Source organism: Cryobacterium sp. HLT2-28, from assembly GCF_004402495.1.
Taxonomy (GTDB): Bacteria; Actinomycetota; Actinomycetes; order Actinomycetales; family Microbacteriaceae; genus Cryobacterium; species Cryobacterium mannosilyticum.
On the sequence record NZ_SOFH01000018.1, the window covers coordinates 244055 to 257566 of the forward strand.

Below are 13512 nucleotides of genomic sequence, written 5' to 3' on the forward strand. Positions count from 1 at the left end.
TCTTCAATACTACCGAGGGAGGGTCGCCGGGCGTGCGAGACCGTGAGGCGGGATCGGGATCGTCGGGCGCTAGGCTGAAGGCGGCAGCGCTGATCCACCAGCGCCGGCCCAAAGACGGGTCACGCCACTGCCGCACTCTTCGTCCGGGAAGGACCATCTGTGAACAGCCCCGAAATCGCCCCCAATTTCACCCATCCCGACCGAAACCTGGCCATGGAACTGGTGCGCGCGACCGAGGCGGCCGCGATTCGCGCGGTTCCGTTCATCGGCCGCGGCGACAAGAACGCCGCAGACAAGGCGGCCGTCGACGCCATGCGCGTCTTCCTCGGCACCGTCAACTTCGATGGCCTCATCGTCATCGGCGAGGGCGAAAAAGACGAAGCCCCCATGCTCTTCAACGGCGAGCGGGTCGGCAACGGCCGCGGTCCGGCCTGCGACATCGCCGTCGACCCGATCGACGGCACCAGCCTCACCGCCGCCGGCCGCCAGAACGCGCTCTCCGTCATCGCGGTGTCTTCCCGCGGCACAATGCTCGACGCGTCATCCGTGTTCTACATGGACAAGATCGTCACCGGCGGCGCCGGCCGCGGGGTCGTCAGCCTCGATGCGTCGATCGGCGACAACATCCGCGAGCTCTCGAAGAAGACCGGCAAGCCGGTCGGTGAGATGGTCCTCGCCGTGCTCGACCGGCCGCGCCACGCCGGCCTGATCGACGAAATCCGCAGCGCCGGCGCCGGAACCCGGCTGATGAGCGACGGCGACGTCGCCGGAGGAATCAACGCGGCCCGCTGGGAGACGCGCATCGACATGTGCGTCGGCATCGGCGGCAGCCCCGAGGGCATCACCACCGCGTGCGCGCTCAAGGCCATCGGCGGGTACATGCAGGGGCGCCTCGCCCCGAAGGATGACGCGGAGCGTGCTGGCGGCATTGCGGCCGGTCTCGACATCGACAAGCTGCTCGAGCTCGACGACATGGTCAGCGGTGACAACACGTTCTTCGTGGCGACCGGTGTCACGGATGGCGGACTCGTCGACGGGGTGCGTCGCATGGGGCCGGTCATCCGCACCGAGAGCATCGTCATGCGGTCGAAGTCGGGCACCACCCGTCGCGTGATCGCGGAGCACCTCGCCTCGAAGTGGCTCTAAGGCCCAACCCCCGGCAACCCGGTTGCCCGGCCTCGCCGTGAACGAGGAGAGTCGCCGCTTGCGCGGCGACTCTCCTCGTTCACGGTCGTGTCCGTCGCCGCAGGCAGACCGGAGGCCGGTGGCGCCCAGCGGTGGTCAGACGCCCAGCCGATTCCTCAACCAGGCGTGGGCGCGGGCCTTGTAGTCGGTTGCGAGGCGCGTCGTGGCGGCGATGGTCTCGAAGGCGTGGGGGGCGCCGGGAATGATGTCGAGCGTGCAGTCGACGCCCGCGTCGCGGAGGGCGGCGGCGTAGGTGCGGCCTTCGCCATAGAACAGCTCGATGTCGCCCATTCCGATCCACGCCGCGGGGAGACCGGTGAGATCGGTTCGCCGGGCCGCGGCAGCGTACGGCGGAAGATCGGCAGCTCCTGGTTCCTGACCGAGGTAGGCCTTCCAGCCGGCGCGGTTCGATTTGTTGTTCCAGAGTCGGTGCCTGACGGCGTCGAGTTCGCGGCGGCCGGCTGTGCGGTCGTCGAGCATCGGGCAGAAGAGCCATTGTGCGACCGGTTGGACGCCGCCCTGATCATGGATTCGCTGAACCAGTGTCGCGGCCAGGCCGCCTCCGGCGCTCTGCCCGCCGATCGCGATCCTGGCCGGGTCCACGCCGACGTCGACGACGGATTCGAGCAGGGCGTTCCAGGCGAAGAAGCAGTCGTCGAGAGCTGCGGGGAACGGGCTCTGAGGTGCGAGCCGGTATTCGATCGACACCACCACGATGCCAAGGTCGCGAGCGACGTCGGCCATGTGGACGTCGTCCTGGGACGCCTTCCCGATCACCATGCCACCGCCGTGGATGTTCAGCAGGGCCGCCCTCTTTCCGCGATCGGGGGGTGAGGATCCGGGGGGTGAGAATATGCGAGCGGGCTGGCCGTTGGCCAGCGTCACGACGTTGAAAGACACCCCGTCGAACTGCGAGGGTGTCTTCACTCGTTTGAGCAGCCCGTTGATCACGGAGCGACCTGCGCTCGTCGTCACCGGCGGGTTCGGGACAAAGCGGAAGATGCGTCGGAGCTCAGGATTGAGGCGGGAGGCCTTCATCTCCTCTCCTCTGGCGCCGACGGGTGGGAGGACGACGCGTTCCACGAACGGTCAGCGGAGAGCGGCGCTTCCCGCCGATGGTTCAATCCCGGCCCCCGTCTAGTCCGGCGGTCGCCAGCGCCACGGCGTCCAGGTCGCTGGTGTCGAGGTCGCTCGCGTCCCGTTCCGCGGCCTCCAGTTCGGCCACGAACTCCCAGGCCGCCAGCTCCCGGGTGCTCTCTTCGATGGCCGCCAGCGGAGCGAGCACCTTTGACTCGTCGAGGGCGTTGAGCTTGCGAGCGGTCGGCAGCACCTGGCGTTCCATCGAGCCGACGAACCCGTTGTAGTCCTTCACCGTGCGTTCGATCGAACGGCCCAGTTTCTCGATGTGGGTCGCCGTGGTCGACAGCCGGGCATAGAGCTCGCGGCTGAGGTCGAAGAGCACCTTCGCGTCGTGGGTGAGCACGTCCTGCTGCCAGGTGAATGCGACGGTCTTCAGCACCGACCAGAGCGTGACGGGCGAGGCGAGGGCGACCCGCCTGGAGAAGGCGAACTCCATGATCGACGGGTCGGCCTCGAGCGCGCTCGAGACGAGCGACTCGCCGGGGATGAACGCGATCACGATTTCGGGGGAGGCCTCGAGCCCCTGCCAGTAGGCCTTGCCGCCGAGGGTGCTGATGTGGTCGCGCACCGCCTTGACGTGCGCTCCGAGGAGCGCGGTGCGCCGGGCGCCCTCCGCCCCGGTCGCCGTGGCCGGAATCTGGCTCGCCTCGAGGAACGCGGTGAACGGAACCTTGGCGTCGACCGCGATGTTCTTGCCGCCGGGCAGGTGCACGACCATGTCGGGGCGGCCGGCCCCGGCATCGGAGCTGATGCTCGACTGCACGTCGAAGTCGACGCGCTCGATGAGGCCGGCGGCCTCGACCACGCTGCGCAGCTGGGTCTCGCCCCACACTCCTCTGGTGCTGTTGGAGCGCAGGGCGGACGCCAGGGTTTCGGCGGTGCTGCGCAGGCGTTCCTCGGATTCGGTGGCGTTGCGCAGCTGCTGGCTGAGTTCGCCGTGCTGCACGCTGCGCTGGGCCTCCAGCTCGGTAACCTTCTTCTGCATCTCGGAGAGGCTTTCCCGCACGGGGGCGAGGGCCTGCAGGACCGTGCTTTCCCGCTGCTCGCGTTGCGTGCGGGCGGCGGTCTCTGCGCGCTGACGCTCGTCGAACTCGCGCGCGCGGCGCTGCGCGTCTGCGAGTTGCTCGCGGAGGGCATCCGTCGTGGCCTGCACCGACGCGAGTTCCTCCCGCAGAATGGCCGACACGGCCGCCTCGGAGGAGCGCAACTCGGCCAGCGCCACTTGGTGCCGCGCCACCAGAAATGCGGGGTCCTCGGCCGGGGTGGTGCTCGCGGCCGTTCCGCGCTGCTGCACTCCACGCCGTTGGACGAGGACGAGCGCGCCCAGGGCGCCGAGCAGCGCGCCGAGGGCGATGCCGAGAAGGAGTGTGAGCCAGGGATCCATGCCACTACTCTGCCAGCGCCCACCGACATCGCCGGGAATAGGGCGGCGGGCCGCGCAGGTTCGTCGACGCGCCGGCGCTCGTCAGTTCGGAATCCGCGCTACGACTCGAGCGCCCGGCCGTACAGGTCAGGATCGTTCCGGGTCGTCGGCGACACGACGAGGTGCTCCCGGTTGATCCGGAGTGCGAAAGAACCGAGGTAGGGCAGCTGGATGACGGTGCTGAGCCCGGCCCGCCAGGCCTCGGCGAGGGCGGGGATGACGCGGTTCTCGGGGAGGTCGCCGAGCGGGGCGGCCATCGACGACCGCCACCTCTCGCAGGCGTCCGGGTCGATGCCGGAACCCCAGAATTCCGAGGGCCAGGTCGAGGTCGCCTTCCACAGCTCGTCATCGGTGAGGGTGTCCAGGAGGTGCTGGGTCATCTCGTCGGGGGTGCTGACCCGGAAGATCGGCGGGTCGAAGTGCGTCCAGGCCCGCTTCCACTCGGACAGCCAACGCCTGCGTGCGGCATCGACGTCGAGGTTCTCCGGGCGATGGGAAGAGCCCGGGTCGGGCTCCGAATCGAGCCGGGGCACGGCATCGATGTCCAGCCGCCAGGCGCTCCGCACGAAGAGCAGGTAGATCAACGGGGGCCAGCATTCCTCGACACTGACCTGCATGTCGTGCGGCCAGGGATTGCCCGGCAGATCGTCGGAGGAGCGCATCCGCCGATTCTCCTCTTCCGGGCGGGCCTCGCGCTACGGGTGGTTGAGGGCCATCGGGCCGTGCGTGGCGGCCATCTCCTGGGTTGCGACCGGGCCGATCGCCCCGATCTTGACTCCGGAGATGCGGGCCAGGTCTTCGAGGGTGTCGGCGTCGTGCCGCCCAGCCGCGTGGATCATGATCGCCGCGCACGCTTCGGCGTCGGCGAGGGCGTCGTGGTGGGCGAACCCCTCGAACCCGGCCGCCATCGCGGCCACGGGCAGCCGGTAGGAATCGAGCTGGTAGGTGCGCCGGGCAACCTGAAGGCTGCAGACATAGCTGAAATCGGGAACCGTGAGGCCGGCGACCGTGGACGACGTCTTGATCACGCCGAGGTCGAAGCCGGCGTTGTGGGCGACGAGATGGTCGCCGTCGGCGAACGCGACCAGGTCGGGGAGCTGCTCCGTCCAGGTGGCCGCACCGACGACATCCGTGGGACGGATGCCGTGGATCTTGATATTCCATTCGAGGAACGCGTCGTGCCCGGGTGCGGGCTGGATGAACCAGCCGACCCGGTCGACGACACGTCCGTCGCGAACCTTCACCAGCCCGACGGAGCAGGCCGAAGCGCCCGAAGAGTTTGCGGTCTCGAAGTCGATGGCGGTGAAATTGACTGGCACCCCTTCATGCTCTCACGGGCCGCCGACACGGCTTCCCCCGGCGCCAGAGCGCGGCACCGGGCCCAGCCGGTACGATGGACTCTCGTGGCTCTTACTATTGCAATCGTCGGACTGCCCAATGTCGGCAAGTCCACCCTCTTCAACGCGTTGACCAAGAACAACGTGCTGGCGGCGAACTACCCGTTCGCCACGATCGAGCCGAACGTGGGCATCGTCAACCTGCCGGACTCCCGGCTGGCGGCGCTCGCCTCGATCTTCGGCAGCGAACGGCTGCTGCCGGCGCCGGTGTCGTTCGTCGACATCGCCGGGATCGTGCGCGGCGCGAGCGAGGGTGAGGGCCTCGGCAACAAGTTCCTCGCCAACATCCGTGAGGCCGACGCCATCGCGCAGGTCATCCGCGGTTTCGCCGACCCCGACGTGGTGCACGTCGACGGCGCGGTCAACCCGGCCGGCGACATGGAGACCATCAACACCGAGCTCATCCTCGCCGACCTGCAGACCCTCGAGAAGGCCATCACGCGCTTCGAGAAAGAGGTCAAGGGCCGCAAGATGCCCCCGATCGTGCTTGAGACCGCGCTCAAGGCGCAGGCCGTGCTCGACGCCGGGCAGCCGCTGTCCTCCGCGACCCTCGACATCGAACCGATCAGGGAACTCGGCCTGCTCACCGCCAAGCCGTTCATCTACGTGTTCAACGTCGATGAAGACGTGCTGCAGGATGCCGACAAGCTCGCCGTGATGGCCGCGCTCGTGGCCCCGGCCAACGCCGTGTTCCTCGACGCCAAGCTCGAGTCGGAGCTAAGCGAGCTCGACGCCGAGGACGCCGCCGAGATGCTCGCCTCCACCGGCCAGGCCGAGAGCGGCCTCGACCAGCTCGCCCGGATCGGCTTCGACACCCTCGGCCTTCAGACCTACCTGACCGCCGGCCCGAAGGAAACCCGCGCCTGGACGATCCACAAGGGCTGGACCGCACCGCAGGCCGCCGGCGTCATCCACACCGACTTCCAGAAGGGCTTCATCAAGGCCGAAGTCTTCTCCTTCGACGACCTGGTCGCCGCCGGTTCGATCGCCGAGGCCCGCTCGAAGGGCAAGGCCCGGATCGAGGGCAAGGAATACGTCATGCAGGACGGCGACGTGGTGGAGTTCCGCTTCAACGTGTAGCCCGTGATGTCGGGCGCAACTGTCGCCGGAACGGACATGTGTGGCTGGTGTGCCGGACGCAGTTGTCCGTCCCGGCGACAGTTGGATCGATCTGCGGGCTGAGACGAGGTGGCGCAGGCGTGGCTAGGCGGCGGCGAACCGTTTCTCCGAGCGAGCCTTCGCCTTCTCGGACTCGACCTCCCGGTTCTTCGGGGGAGCCGCGCTCACGAGGTCGTCGAGCAGATGTCTCGAGATGTGGGCGATCTCCTCGACAGCGCGGGTGAACGCTTCGGCGTTGGCGTGCGACGGCTTCGTGGAGCCGCTGATCTTGCGCACGAACTGCAGGGCGGCCGCGTGGACCTCGTCGTCGGTGGCGGCGGGCTCGAAATTATGCAGAGTGTGGATGTTCCGGCACATGCACCCAGAATAGCCAGGTGTCCGGGCGTCGTCACCCGGCATGTCCGCTTCGCTGTGCCGTCAGAGTCCACCCCTCGACCGAGCCAGGGCACGGCCCGCAAACCCGCGGGATGTGCGTGGCGAATTCAGGAGATCCGCAGCCGGCGGATGCGATCCGACCGTACTGCCGCGCTCATCCGGACATCCTGTGCGTGGATGCGAGTTTCTCGCTGCGACGACGGATGACGTACTCGGCCACCGCGAGATTGACCACCCAGGCTGCCCCCATCGCCACGGCTCGGGGGAGTTCGGCGGCCGGGCCGAAAAAGATCGACTCGGGGATCAGCAGTAGCGCCTGGGTGCCCGCGCCCACGCCGATCGCGTAGGCCCGGGTCATCCACGCGCCGTGCCGGAGGAAATCCCGGCGCACGATTCCGCGGATGCCGAGGCCGACACTCGCCGCCATCGCGGCGCCGAAGACCAGCCGGAGGACCGAGAGGAGCACGCCGTCGCCGGGCGGGTGCGGGTAGAAGACGGTCATCCACATGCCGGACAGGGCGGTGATCAGCCCGGCGGGGATGAGTATCCCGCCGACGATGCGATGCCAGCCGCGGCGACGGAGTGCGGGAACGAATTGGAACGCGCCCAGCAGGCTGAACACGGTCACGCTCACAATGTGCGTCACGACGGGCACGGGCGAGTCGAGGAACCGGGCGTTCTGCGGTGTGGCGACGGCCCCGCCGGTCAACTCGCCGAGTCGCGCCGCCCCGGCCAGGATCGGGATGAGGCTGAGGAGGATCAACCCGGTGGGCGCGAGCCACCCTGTTCGAGGGCCCTTCCTGCGATTGCCGCGGGGGATCGCGGCAGTTGCGACGACTTTCGTCATGATTGTCCGCTCCTCAGCACATTGACCGAGACCAATGTGACGCCCAGGTTGCTGACCCGCCGCAACAGCCCGTGCAGGGCAGCCTGATCGAGGATCGATCCCGTGAGGGTGGTCGTTCCATCGGTCTCGTTTGTCAGTGTGAAGCCCGCGAACCAGTCGCTCCAGCAATCATCCAGCTGCCCCTGGAGGCGGATCTCATACCGGTCGAGCTGATCGTGCCCGACCGGCATCGTGTGCTCCTCATTCATCGCGCACTTCCTTTCGCTTCCCAAGGGCCCGGGGCGGGGTTCAGGCCGTGGTCGCGCGGTCGAGGCGGGAGCCGCTTTCGCCGGACAGGCTCCGGCCCGCGGATTTGCGCTGGTCCGACCACAGGGAGTAGCCGAGCCAGATCAGGGCCAGGCCCATGGGGATGGCGGCCATCCGTTCGAGGGTGTGCGGGAGAAGCGCGCCGGCAACGGGCGTCACGGCGGCGGCGGCGATCAGCAGGATGCCGGCTCCTCGGGAGAGCACCCGGGCGCGGATGATGCTGATGCCGAACACCAGGGCGCCGATGACGTAGAGAGCGCCTCCGACACCGGGCAGCGCGGCGAGCGGGCCGAGGTCGGTCACGGCCGGGTGCCGGCCGAAGAGACCGACGAAGTCTTCGGCGAACTGCGGCGCGTCGGCCACGACCAACGGCGCGATGAACGCCTCGGCGAAGACGAAGGCCGACTGCAGGACGAAGAAGAGTCCGAACATCGCGTATCCGATCAGGCCGAGCAACCCGAATTGCCGAACCTGGCGAAGGTAGACGCCGGTGAGGCCCACCATCCCGAGCACGGCCATGCCGAAGCTGAGACTGTGCACGGTCACCCAGGCCTGCGTGGTGAGGGAGGAGACCTCGTCGGCCGGGTGGATGAACTGGATGACGATGTAGATCAGTCCTGACAGTGCGGCGGCGATGCCGGCCCCACGGGTGAGGGTGGACGAGGTGATGCTCATGATGATTCTCCGATGCTCTGGAATGGATGTTCTGAAATGGATGTTCTGAAATGGATGTTCTGAAATGCCCGGGCGGATGCCTGACGACAACCTGAATCTACGGAGGCACCTGGTGACCGGGCATCACCCGGTGTGGTGATCGATGTGGTGATTGTGCGGGCGCCTCGAATCAGGCCCGTGCCGGTTCCGGAGCATTCGAGTCGAGGATCCGGGGTGCTGCGATCGGTCGGGACGGCTGGGCGAGCAGCACCGCGAGGACGATGAGTCCTGCCCCCGGGAGCGCGAGCCAGAAGATGTTCCCCCAGCGGTGACCGGAATCGCGCAGCCGTCGGATCTGGACGGCCAGTGTGGGCAGGAGGACGACGAGGTTCCAGGCCCCACTCAAGCTGGTCGCTGAGTTCATCGTCAGATCCGAGAGCGAGCCGAGCACGGCGGTGACGAGTGTGGTGAAGAGAATCCACCACCAGAACTCGGCTCGGCCGGCTGTGCCGGTGAAATCCGCGTACTTGCGGACGACGATCTGGATTGCTGCGGGGAATGACATGGGATCCTTTCAGGGAGTCGGGCGTGGAAGTGGTGGGGCTCAGCGCACAGCGAGGTCCTCAGCGGGGAACTCCACGAGACCTGAATCTACGGAGGCACCTGGTGACTGGGCATCACTGGGCGTGGTGATCCATGTGGTGATTGTCCAGTTCGGCCGTTCCCTGTGGCGCGGTCGGAAACCGCCTCGCGGGGCGGGGCAGCTCCGCCGGGACCACCCCTGCCGGTGGCACAATGGCGGCATGACACTGCACCTCACCGGCGACCCCGCGGCGGACACCCTGCTCACCGAGGATCCGTTCGCCCTGCTCCTCGGAATGCTCCTCGACCAGCAGATCGCGATGGAGATCGCGTTCGCCGGGCCGGCCAAGATCCGCGACCGGATCGGCACCCTCGACCCGGCGACCATCGCCGGTTTCGACCCCGACGCGTTCGCCGAGGTCTTCCGCACCAGCCCGGCCGTGCACCGCTTCCCCGGCTCGATGGCGACGCGCGTGCAGGAGGTGGCCGGCATCATCGCCCGCGACTGGAACGGAGACGCCGCCTCCCTGTGGACCTCCGGTTCCCCGGACGGCGCCGAGATCCTGCGCCGGCTGAAGACGCTGCCGGGGTTCGGCGACCAGAAGGCGCGGATCTTCCTCGCCCTGCTCGGCAAGAGACTGCGGGTGCCGAACGAGGGGTGGCGGGAGGCATCCGCCCCCTATGGCGAGGACGGCTCGCACCGCTCCGTCGCCGACATCGTCGACGCCGAGTCGCTGGCCCTGGTCCGCGAGACCAAACGTGCGGCGAAGGCCGCCGCGAAGAAGGCCTAGGGCAGCGGTGGGTCCCCATTTCAGCGAGCAGGCCTTCGACTTCCTCGAGGAGCTGGAACACCGCAACAACCGTGACTGGTTCGAAGAGCACAAGCCGAGCTACGAGCGTGAGCTGAAGGCACGGATGCTGGAGGTCATCGACGCGGTCAACGCCAGGCTGGCCGATTTCGCCCCCGACCACATCCGGCCGTCGAGCAAGGCCATGTCGCGGATCTACCGCGACGTGCGCTTCTCGAACGACAAGACGCCCTACAAGACCCACCTGGCCGCATCCTGGCCGCGTCAGGGTCTGGAGAAGACCGGGGGCGCCGGGTTCTTCCTCCAGGTCGGCGTGCACGGAGTCATGGTCGCCGGGGGCTCCTACAGCCCGGGTCCGCCGCAGCTCCTCGCCATCCGCCGGCACCTGCTCGAGCACCACGCCCGGTTGCGGGCGCTTCTGGCCGAGGAGTCCCTGGTCCGGCTGACCGAGCCGCTGGACGGCCATCCGCTGATCCGCTCCCCGAAGGGGTTCCCGGCTGACCATCCCGCGGCCGACCTGCTGCTGAACCGGCGATGGGCGCTCTTCTCGAACCTGCCGGGCGCGGCGGCACTGGGAGACGGGTTCATCGACCTCGTGATCGAACGATTCCGGGCGATCGCCCCCGTCGTCGACTTCCTGAACGTGCCCCTGGCCGCAGTCACGCCCCTCGAGCGCGAGGCGGCGACCGGGCGGCGATCAGCCCGCTGACGACCGGACCCTCGGGTCTCAGAGTCTCAGAGTCTCAGGGCGCACGGCCGCACCCCCGCACGGCTCAGCGCGACTGGCGCCCCTTGGGCTTCGGCGCACCCTTGACCGCGGGGGCACGCCCCTGGCCCTTGGAGGCCTTTGCCTTGCCGCCGGCCTTCGCCGGAGCCTTCGGTGCGGCGGCTGCCGCGGATGCCGCGGGCTTCCGCACCAGAGGTCGGGCGACCTCGAGCAGTTCGAGTCCGGCGCGGGTCAGCGTGGGCACGTCGTCGACGGTGACGAACAGTTCGCCGCCGACCTCGTCCTCGAGCGTGCGGATGGAGATGCGGAGGGTGGCGCGGGTCATGTTCAGGGTCTTCGCCGCGGCACCCCAGTTGGTGGCTTCGGCGGTCGTGACGAAACGCCGGAGCAGGGTGGTATCCACAAGAAAGCCCTTCGAACTGCCGCCGTGCCGGTCACGGGGCAGTAACAGGGTACGCGCTGCAATGAGAACATGGAGTAATGACCGCAACGCTCGTGGCCAGGGGCCTCGCCGGAGGGTACGCGCACCGCACCCTGTTCGACTCACTCGACCTCACCGTCGCTCCCGGCGACGTCATCGGTGTGGTCGGTGCGAACGGGGCAGGCAAGTCCACCCTGCTCCGGCTGCTCGCCGGCATCCTGACCCCGCAGGCGGGCACGGTCAGCCTGGCCCCGACCGATGCCTTCGTCGGCTGGCTGCCCCAGGAACACGAACGTGTGCCGGGCGAGACGATCTCGGGCTACCTCGCCCGCCGGACCGGCTGTGCGGAGGCGACCCGCGAGATGGATGCCGCGGCATCCGCCCTCGCCGATCCTGAGCCCCGTCCGGATGGCCTGGACCCGGCCGACGTGTACTCGAGGGCCCTCGACCGGTGGCTCGCGAGCGGGGCCGCCGACCTCGACGACCGGTTGCCGATCGTGCTCGCCGAGCTGGGCCTGCGGCTCGGCGCCGACCTGGCCGAGGACACGCCGATGACGGCGCTCTCCGGCGGCCAGGCGGCCAGGGTCGGCCTCGCCGCCCTGCTGCTGTCCCGGTTCGACATCGTCCTGCTCGACGAGCCCACCAACGACCTCGACCTCGACGGGCTGGAGCGGCTGGAGACGTTCGTGCGCGGGCTGCGCGGCGGCGTCGTGCTGGTCAGCCACGACCGGGAGTTCCTCGCCCGCTGCGTCACCCGGGTGCTGGAACTCGACCTGGCCCAGAACGCCAACCGGGTGTTCGGCGGCGGCTACGACTCCTACCTCGAGGAACGCGAAACGGCACGGCGACACAAGCGCGAGGACTTCGACGAATTCGCGGCGAAGAAGGCCGACCTGGTCGGTCGTGCCCGCACCCAGCGCGAATGGTCGAGCCAGGGTGTGCGGAACGCCATGAAGAAAGCCCCCGACAACGACAAGATCCGTCGCAAGGCCTCCGCCGAGTCCAGCGAGAAGCAGGCGCAGAAGGTGCGGCAGATGGAAAGCCGGATCAACCGCCTCGAGGAGGTCGAGGAGCCGCGCAAGGAATGGCAACTGGAGTTCACCATCGGCGCAGCGCCGCGCTCGAGCGCCGTGGTCGCCACCCTCAGCGCGGCCGTGTACCGCCAGGGTGATTTCACCCTCGGCCCGGTGTCGCTTCAGGTCAACGCGGGGGAGCGGATCGGCATCACCGGCCCCAACGGGGCCGGCAAGACCACGCTGCTCCGGGCGTTGCTGGGCCGAAAGGCCCCGGATGAGGGCACGGCCGCACTCGGGGCGAGCGTGCGGATCGGCGAGATCGACCAGGCGCGCGCGCTCCTCGCCGGCGATCGGCCGCTCTCCACCCGCGTCGAGGCGCTCCTGCCTCACCTGTCCGTCGCCGAGGTGCGCACCCTGCTCGCCAAGTTCGGGCTGAAGGCGGACCACGTCGGCCGGCCCGTCGACGAGTTGTCCCCGGGCGAGCGCACCCGAGCCGGCCTCGCCCTGCTTCAGGCCACCGGGGTCAACCTGCTCGTGCTCGACGAGCCGACGAACCACCTCGACCTGGCGGCCATCGAACAGCTCGAACAGGCGCTCGAGTCCTACCAGGGCACGCTTCTGCTGGTCACCCACGACCGGCGGATGCTCGAAAACGTCACCACCGACCGGCGCTGGAGCGTCGACGCCGGGCAGGTCAGCCAGGGATGATGGGTGCCCACCACGCCATGACCGGCGCGGCCGCGTGGATCGCCGTCACGGCGACCGCCGGGCACGGCCTCGGCCTGTTCCCGGTGTCTCCCGCGGGAACGATCACCGGCGCGCTCCTCTGCGCCGGGGCCGCACTGCTCGCCGACGCCGACCACGGCTCCGCCACCATCTCGCGCTCCGTTCCCGTGCTCGGCCGGCTCGTGACCGGCGGGATCTCCCGCGCCTCGGGCGGCCACCGGCACGGGCTGCACGGTCTGCTCGCCGTGCTCTGCGTCTGGCTGCTCGCCACCGGCCTCGACCGGTTGTCGTGGCAGTCGCCCTGGGCCGAGAAGCCCATCGACGTCGGGGTGGCCGCCGCGAGCGCCGCCGCGATCGCGTTCGCCGGCTACGCGCTGGGCCTGGCCCAGGGTTCCTGGCCGATCGCGTGGCTGATCGGCTTGGTCGGAGCCGCCGGCATCACGGTCTTCACGCCGGAGCGCTCCGACTGGTTCATCGTCTGCATCACCCTCGGCTACGGGGTGCACCTGGCCGGCGACCTGCTGACCACGGGCGGCCTGCCGCTCTTCTGGCCCTGGGTGCCCAGGCCGCCACGGGCCTGGCGGAAGGTCCCCGTCCTGCGGCATGTCTGGACCTCGGGCGGCTACCTGGCCCTCCCGGTGCTGGGCAACGCGGGCTCCGTCCGGGAATGGGCGTTGCTGATCCCGGTCACCCTCTACGTCGGCTACGGGATGCTGTTCGCCGCGCTCGCCGAGGTCGGCGTCGACCTGGCCGCGATCCTGCACTGATCGGCCCTTGGCGGATGG

16 protein-coding genes are annotated in these 13512 nt (G+C 69.1%); 6 read left to right on the top strand and 10 right to left on the bottom strand.

Translation table 11 applies throughout. From position 1 onward, the window contains the following. The first annotated feature begins 213 nt into the window (after nt 1–213). Complete coding sequence (gene glpX, locus E3O48_RS08775) at nt 214–1146, top strand: class II fructose-bisphosphatase (protein WP_134538215.1); 933 nt, start codon at nt 214–216, stop codon at nt 1144–1146. Nucleotides 1147–1281: 135 nt separating this feature from the next. Here glpX and E3O48_RS08780 read toward each other — a convergent pair whose 3' ends face one another. From E3O48_RS08780 to E3O48_RS08795, 4 genes are all read right to left on the bottom strand, one after another. Continuing rightward, entirely contained in the window at nt 1282–2223 is a 942-nt protein-coding gene (locus tag E3O48_RS08780; protein ID WP_134538113.1) for an alpha/beta hydrolase, read from the bottom strand. Between the two features lie 82 nt (nt 2224–2305). Then, complete coding sequence (gene rmuC / locus E3O48_RS08785; RefSeq protein WP_134538114.1) at nt 2306–3709, bottom strand: DNA recombination protein RmuC; 1404 nt, start codon at nt 3707–3709, stop codon at nt 2306–2308. 98 nt (nt 3710–3807) lie between these two features. Beyond that, complete coding sequence (locus tag E3O48_RS08790; RefSeq protein WP_134538115.1) at nt 3808–4410, bottom strand: hypothetical protein; 603 nt, start codon at nt 4408–4410, stop codon at nt 3808–3810. 33 nt (nt 4411–4443) lie between these two features. Continuing rightward, a complete protein-coding gene (locus E3O48_RS08795; RefSeq protein WP_134538116.1) occupies nt 4444–5067 on the bottom strand; it encodes an exonuclease domain-containing protein in 624 nt (207 codons plus the stop codon). 84 nt (nt 5068–5151) lie between these two features. Between E3O48_RS08795 and ychF the strand changes: the two genes are divergently transcribed. Next, nucleotides 5152–6225: a redox-regulated ATPase YchF gene (ychF, locus tag E3O48_RS08800; protein ID WP_134538117.1), complete on the top strand. Its 1074-nt coding sequence runs from the start codon at nt 5152–5154 to the stop codon at nt 6223–6225. Between the two features lie 123 nt (nt 6226–6348). On the opposite strand, the gene E3O48_RS08805 is transcribed toward ychF, so the two are convergent. From E3O48_RS08805 to E3O48_RS08825, 5 genes are all read right to left on the bottom strand, one after another. Continuing rightward, nucleotides 6349–6621: a DUF2277 domain-containing protein gene (locus tag E3O48_RS08805; protein ID WP_134510585.1), complete on the bottom strand. Its 273-nt coding sequence runs from the start codon at nt 6619–6621 to the stop codon at nt 6349–6351. Nucleotides 6622–6793: 172 nt separating this feature from the next. Then, nucleotides 6794–7486 carry a DUF2306 domain-containing protein gene (locus E3O48_RS08810; protein WP_134538118.1) on the bottom strand — a complete coding sequence of 231 codons (693 nt, stop codon included), beginning with the start codon at nt 7484–7486 and terminating at the stop codon, nt 6794–6796. Then, on the bottom strand, nt 7483–7734 hold the full coding sequence (locus tag E3O48_RS08815) for a hypothetical protein (RefSeq protein WP_198413044.1): 252 nt from the start codon (nt 7732–7734) through the stop codon (nt 7483–7485). Before E3O48_RS08815 ends, E3O48_RS08810 begins: the two co-directional genes overlap by 4 nt. A 40-nt stretch (nt 7735–7774) precedes the next feature. Beyond that, a complete protein-coding gene (locus tag E3O48_RS08820; protein WP_134538119.1) occupies nt 7775–8467 on the bottom strand; it encodes a hypothetical protein in 693 nt (230 codons plus the stop codon). 169 nt (nt 8468–8636) lie between these two features. Next, on the bottom strand, nt 8637–9011 hold the full coding sequence (locus tag E3O48_RS08825; RefSeq protein WP_134538120.1) for a DUF805 domain-containing protein: 375 nt from the start codon (nt 9009–9011) through the stop codon (nt 8637–8639). Between the two features lie 238 nt (nt 9012–9249). Here E3O48_RS08825 and E3O48_RS08830 point away from each other — a divergent pair, with 238 nt between their 5' ends. After that, nucleotides 9250–9819, top strand: coding sequence for an HhH-GPD-type base excision DNA repair protein (locus E3O48_RS08830; RefSeq protein WP_134510590.1), 570 nt, complete (start codon nt 9250–9252; stop codon nt 9817–9819). Nucleotides 9820–9826: 7 nt separating this feature from the next. Continuing rightward, on the top strand, nt 9827–10546 hold the full coding sequence (locus tag E3O48_RS08835) for a DUF2461 domain-containing protein (protein WP_134538121.1): 720 nt from the start codon (nt 9827–9829) through the stop codon (nt 10544–10546). Nucleotides 10547–10610: 64 nt separating this feature from the next. On the opposite strand, the gene E3O48_RS08840 is transcribed toward E3O48_RS08835, so the two are convergent. After that, nucleotides 10611–10967, bottom strand: coding sequence for a LysR family transcriptional regulator (locus E3O48_RS08840; protein WP_134538122.1), 357 nt, complete (start codon nt 10965–10967; stop codon nt 10611–10613). A 77-nt stretch (nt 10968–11044) separates the two neighbouring features. Between E3O48_RS08840 and abc-f the strand changes: the two genes are divergently transcribed. Then, nucleotides 11045–12709 (top strand): ribosomal protection-like ABC-F family protein, encoded by a 1665-nt coding sequence (gene abc-f, locus E3O48_RS08845; protein WP_134538123.1) that lies wholly within the window; start codon nt 11045–11047, stop codon nt 12707–12709. Beyond that, on the top strand, nt 12706–13494 hold the full coding sequence (locus E3O48_RS08850) for a metal-dependent hydrolase (protein WP_134538124.1): 789 nt from the start codon (nt 12706–12708) through the stop codon (nt 13492–13494). Before abc-f ends, E3O48_RS08850 begins: the two co-directional genes overlap by 4 nt. Nucleotides 13495–13512: the final 18 nt, after the last annotated feature.